The organism is Streptococcus sp. 544 (genome assembly GCF_013277385.1).
GTDB classification, from domain to species: domain Bacteria; phylum Bacillota; class Bacilli; order Lactobacillales; family Streptococcaceae; genus Streptococcus; species Streptococcus mitis_BA.
The window spans coordinates 11,560-16,652 of record NZ_VMMU01000017.1 but is presented as its reverse complement, the minus strand read 5'-3'; the positions used below and the strand labels follow the sequence as shown (position 1 = coordinate 16,652).

Annotated in this window: 8 protein-coding genes and 1 pseudogene; all 9 read left to right on the top strand. The window is 41.3% G+C overall.

What is annotated here, in order from left to right; all coding sequences use genetic code 11:
- Window positions 1-123: pseudogene (locus HT728_RS07900) on the top strand (IS200/IS605 family transposase); the annotation flags it as partial.
- Window positions 124-382: 259 nt separating this feature from the next.
- On the top strand, window positions 383-673 hold the full coding sequence (gene rpsF, locus HT728_RS07895) for a 30S ribosomal protein S6 (RefSeq protein ID WP_173234697.1): 291 nt from the start codon (window positions 383-385) through the stop codon (window positions 671-673).
- A gap of 11 nt (window positions 674-684) precedes the next feature.
- Window positions 685-1,155 carry a single-stranded DNA-binding protein SsbA gene (ssbA, locus tag HT728_RS07890; protein WP_000609602.1) on the top strand — a complete coding sequence of 157 codons (471 nt, stop codon included), beginning with the start codon at window positions 685-687 and terminating at the stop codon, window positions 1,153-1,155.
- Between the two features lie 31 nt (window positions 1,156-1,186).
- Window positions 1,187-1,426 carry a 30S ribosomal protein S18 gene (gene rpsR / locus HT728_RS07885; protein WP_000068664.1) on the top strand — a complete coding sequence of 80 codons (240 nt, stop codon included), beginning with the start codon at window positions 1,187-1,189 and terminating at the stop codon, window positions 1,424-1,426.
- A gap of 199 nt (window positions 1,427-1,625) precedes the next feature.
- On the top strand, window positions 1,626-2,129 hold the full coding sequence (locus HT728_RS07880) for a GNAT family N-acetyltransferase (RefSeq protein WP_173234695.1): 504 nt from the start codon (window positions 1,626-1,628) through the stop codon (window positions 2,127-2,129).
- Between the two features lie 82 nt (window positions 2,130-2,211).
- Window positions 2,212-3,612: a bifunctional Cof-type HAD-IIB family hydrolase/peptidylprolyl isomerase gene (locus tag HT728_RS07875; RefSeq protein WP_173234693.1), complete on the top strand. Its 1,401-nt coding sequence runs from the start codon at window positions 2,212-2,214 to the stop codon at window positions 3,610-3,612.
- Between the two features lies 1 nt (window position 3,613).
- Window positions 3,614-3,973 carry a S1 RNA-binding domain-containing protein gene (locus HT728_RS07870; protein WP_000689593.1) on the top strand — a complete coding sequence of 120 codons (360 nt, stop codon included), beginning with the start codon at window positions 3,614-3,616 and terminating at the stop codon, window positions 3,971-3,973.
- Window positions 3,974-4,026: 53 nt separating this feature from the next.
- Window positions 4,027-4,776, top strand: a complete 750-nt coding sequence (locus tag HT728_RS07865) for a tRNA1(Val) (adenine(37)-N6)-methyltransferase (RefSeq protein ID WP_050208351.1) — start codon at window positions 4,027-4,029, stop codon at window positions 4,774-4,776.
- On the top strand, window positions 4,766-5,050 hold the full coding sequence (locus HT728_RS07860) for a GIY-YIG nuclease family protein (RefSeq protein WP_173234691.1): 285 nt from the start codon (window positions 4,766-4,768) through the stop codon (window positions 5,048-5,050). The genes HT728_RS07865 and HT728_RS07860 overlap by 11 nt, the downstream gene beginning before the upstream one ends.
- Window positions 5,051-5,093: the final 43 nt, after the last annotated feature.

Below are 5,093 nucleotides of genomic sequence, written 5' to 3'. Positions count from 1 at the left end.
ACAGTAGGGCTTAATGAAGCCACAATTAAGAAATATATCCAAGAACAGGAAAAGCATGATATAGCACTAGATAAATTGAGTGTAAAAGAATATGAGGATCCCTTTAGGGATAGTGGTAAGTAATACTAAAGCCTCTTTAAGAGGCAAGTGACGAGTCAAGAGCAATGAGGCTTGAACAAAGTGAAAGCCAGCGTCTTTAGGCGCTGGCTGGTAATTTGGGCTTATAGCCCTGGGACAAACCACCCGTTTGACGGGTGGTTATGATTTCAGAGTTTTTACTTGCGTAAAAAAATTTTTTCTAGTATAATAGTTTATTGTGAGCGAACCTCACTTACCCCTTGCAAAGTCTTGGGGTCATTAGACCAAAAGGAGGAACATATCAATGTCTAAATACGAAATTCTTTATATCATTCGTCCAAACATTGAAGAAGAAGCTAAAAACGCTTTGGTAGCACGTTTTGACTCTATTTTGACTGACAACGGTGCAACTGTTGTTGAATCAAAAACTTGGGAAAAACGTCGTCTTGCATACGAAATCAAAGATTTCCGTGAAGGACTTTACCACATCGTTAACGTTGAAGCAAACGACGATGCAGCTCTTAAAGAGTTTGACCGTCTTTCAAAAATCAACGCTGACATTCTTCGTCACATGATCGTCAAAATTGACGCGTAAGAAGGTAAACTATGATTAACAATGTTGTACTTGTAGGGCGTATGACACGTGACGCTGAGTTGCGTTATACCCCATCAAATGTAGCAGTTGCGACTTTTACTCTTGCAGTAAACCGTACATTTAAGAGTCAAAATGGCGAACGTGAGGCTGATTTTATCAATGTCGTTATGTGGCGCCAACAGGCTGAAAACCTTGCTAACTGGGCTAAAAAAGGCTCACTCATCGGGGTGACAGGTCGTATCCAGACTCGTAGTTACGATAACCAGCAAGGACAACGTGTCTACGTGACAGAGGTCGTGGCTGAGAATTTCCAAATGTTGGAAAGCCGTAGTGTGCGTGAGGGACACACAGGTGGAGCTTATTCTGCACCAAGTTCAAACTATTCAGCGCCTACAAATTCAGTACCAGACTTTTCACGTGATGAAAATCCATTTGGAGCAACAAATCCATTGGATATTTCAGATGATGATTTACCATTCTAATGGACAACTAAAATTATAAAGGAGAAAAAACATGGCTCAACAACGTCGTGGCGGATTCAAACGCCGTAAAAAAGTTGATTACATCGCAGCAAACAAAATTGAATATGTTGATTACAAAGATACTGAGCTTCTTAGCCGTTTCGTTTCAGAACGTGGGAAAATCCTTCCTCGTCGTGTAACAGGAACTTCAGCTAAAAACCAACGTAAAGTAACAACAGCTATCAAACGCGCTCGCGTAATGGCTTTGATGCCTTTCGTAAACGAAGATTAAAGAAAAGACCCGGTTGGGTCTTTTTTTCACGAGCCTTGAAATGAGAGAGCGAGTTGAGGTCAGGGGGACCTCTTTTTTATGAGCTTGAAAACAAGAATGCGAATTAAGACCCCGACGGGTCTTTTTTCACGAGATAGTTTTTTTCTGACCTTGGCGTGCTATAATAGTAATAGAAAGAGTAAAGGTGGGTAAGTCAAAGATGAATTGTACGATTAGAAATATGATTAAGTCTGATATTGAGTCCTTATCTCATGGCTTTATGAATCAAGGTTGGCCTGGTAGAGAGGAAATTTTGGCTAGATATTTTCTGGAACAGGAAAGTGGGGAGAGAGAAGTCTTAGTTGCAGAGATTGATGGTGCTGTAGCGGGCTACGTTACCATTTTACCTTTGGCTAAACATGGTCCTTTTGCAGAAGTCTATCCAGAATTATCAGATTTTAATGTGTTTGAGCCTTTTCGAAATCAAGGGATTGGGAGTCAACTGCTAGAAGAAGCAGAAAAACGAGTCAAGTTTGTTTCGAGTAAGGTCACTCTTGGTGTAGGTTTACACTTAGGCTATGGCCCTGCCCAGAGATTGTACATCAAACGAGGCTATATTCCAGATGGGACAGGTGTCTGGTATCGAAATCAACCCTTGGAAATGAATGCTACTATTCAAAATAATGATGATTTAGTTCTGTACTTATCCAAGAAGTTCGAATAAGAGATAGCGAATTTCTTTGAAAATAGGGGATTTAGCTACTTTATGGTATAATGGAAAGAGTTAGATTGAAAGAGGTAGTGAGATGGATGCGAAATTAAGATACAAGGCAAAAAAGATTAAGATTGTCTTTTTTGATATTGATGATACCTTGCGGAATTCAAAGACTGGTTTTATTCCGTCTTCAATCCCAGCTGTTTTTAAGCAATTACGTGAGAAAGGAATTTTGACAGGTATTGCTTCTGGACGGGGGATTTTTGGTGTTGTACCAGAGATTCGTGAACTGAATCCTGACTTTTTTGTGACCTTAAATGGGGCTTATATCGAAGATAAAAAAGGTCAGGTTATTTATCAACATCAGATTGAGAAGTCAGATGTTGAGGAGTATATTTCTTGGGCCAAGCAAGAGGAAATAGAGTATGGCTTGGTTGGGAGTCATGATGCCAAATTGTCGACTCGTACCGATATGATTAGTGAAGCTATCAATCCAATTTATCCCGATTTAGATGTAGATCCTGATTTCCATGAAAAAGAAAATATCTATCAGATGTGGACTTTTGAAGATAAAGGAGATGACTTGCACTTGCCTGACAGTCTCTCAGACAAACTTCGCATGGTTCGTTGGCATGAGCATTCGTCTGATATTGTGCCGATTTCAGGCTCCAAAGCGACGGGGGTGGAAAAGGTTGTGGAACACCTTTGCTTGAAACCAGAGAACGTCATGGTTTTTGGAGATGGGCTCAACGACTTGGAACTCTTTGATTATGCTGGAATCAGCGTTGCAATGGGAATTTCTCATGATAACATCAAAGAAAAAGCAGATTATATAACAAAAACACTAGAAGAAGATGGCATTTTTGATGCCTTAGAAGGATTTGGTATGGTAGAAAAAGAATTGCATTTCCCACAAGTAGACATTGAAACAGTAGAAGGTCCTATCGCGACTATTAATACCAATCATGGAGACTTGCGTATCAAGCTTTTCCCTGAACATGCTCCTAAAACAGTGGCTAACTTTGTAGCTCTTTCAAAAGATGGTTACTATGATGGTGTCATTTTCCACCGTATTATCAAGGACTTTATGATCCAAGGTGGAGATCCAACTGGAACTGGTATGGGTGGCGAGTCAATCTACGGTGAATCATTTGAGGATGAATTCTCAGAAGAACTTTACAATATCCGTGGAGCCCTTTCTATGGCCAATGCTGGTCCAAATACCAATGGCAGCCAGTTCTTTATTGTCCAAAACCAGCACCTGCCTTATTCTAAGAAAGAAATTGCTCGTGGTGGTTGGCCAGAACCGATCGCAGAAATCTATGCTAACCAAGGTGGGACACCTCACCTAGACCGCCGTCACACGGTTTTTGGACAGTTAGCTGATGAAGCATCTTACGCTGTCTTGGATGCCATTGCTTCTGTTGAGACGGGGGCGATGGACAAGCCAGTTGAAGATGTTGTGATTGAAACAATTGAAATCGAGGACTAAGATGAAAATCGGTGATAAACTAAAGGGGCGTATTACAGGGATTCAGCCCTACGGTGCCTTTGTTGAGCTAGAAACGGGTGATACGGGGCTGATTCACATTTCAGAGATTCGGACAGGCTTTATTGAAAATATTCATGAAGCCTTGAAAGTCGATGAAGAGGTTCAGGTTCAGGTAGTAGATTTAGATGAATTTACAGGGAAAGCTAGTCTTTCTATCCGCACTTTGGAGGAAGAAAAGCACCAGTTTCCGAGACGGAGACGCTTTTCAAGCGACCGCTTTAATTACGGCTTTGCGCCTCTTAAACGAATGATGCCAATTTGGACTAGAGAAGCCTTGCACTATTTAAAAAAGAAGAAGTAGTTTAGAATTTTATATTTTTTGTAATGTTAATATAAATCTGCTATAATAGAACCATGGAAGAAGAACAATTATTAAAATCAGGGGAGCGCATTAACCAGCTCTTCTCAACAGATATCAAAATTATTCAAAATAGAGAGGTTTTTAGCTATTCGGTGGATAGTGTTCTCTTGTCACGCTTTCCACGTTTTCCTAAAAAGGGCTTGATAGTGGATTTCTGCGCTGGGAATGGAGCAGTGGGGCTATTTGCTAGCACTCGTACTCAGGCACAGATTTTGGCTGTTGAGATTCAGGAGCGTTTGGCGGATATGGCTGAACGCTCTGTCCGTTTGAATGGTTTGGAAGAGCAGATGCAGGTCATCTGTGATGATTTGAAAAATATGCCTGCATACATCCAGGGAAGTAAAGTGGATATGATTTTGTGTAATCCACCCTATTTCAAGGTGGATCCTCATTCTAATCTGAACGAGAGCGAGCATTATCTCTTGGCGCGCCATGAAATCACGACCAATTTGCAGGAAATCTGTCGTAGTGCCCAGAGTATTCTCAAGTCCAATGGACGGTTGGCTATGGTTCATCGTCCTGACCGACTCTTGGACATTCTGGATATGTTGCAACGACATAATCTAGCCCCTAAGCGTCTGCAATTTGTCTATCCAAAGCGGGAAAAGGAAGCCAATATGCTCTTGATTGAAGCTATCAAGGATGGTTCAACAAGTGGCTTTAAGGTCTTACCACCTCTCATTGTTCACAATGATGATGGCTCTTATACGCCGGAACTCGAAGAGATTTATTATGGATTATAAGGCTTATATGTATGTGCTGGAGTGCCGTGACGGATCCTACTATACAGGCTATACGACTGATGTGAAGAGACGCCTCGCTGTCCATAATAGTGGGAAGGGAGCCAAATACACACGAGCACGCTTGCCAGTCAAACTCATCTATGCTCAAGGTTTTGCCAGTAAGGAAGAAGCCATGTCGGCAGAAGCCCTGCTCAAGCGTAAGAAGAGGCCACAGAAGGAAAGATTTTTATCTGAAAATCAAGATAGAAATTTACTTATACTCAATGAAAATTAAAGAGCAAACTAGGAAGCTAGCCGTAGGTTGCTCAAAGCACTGC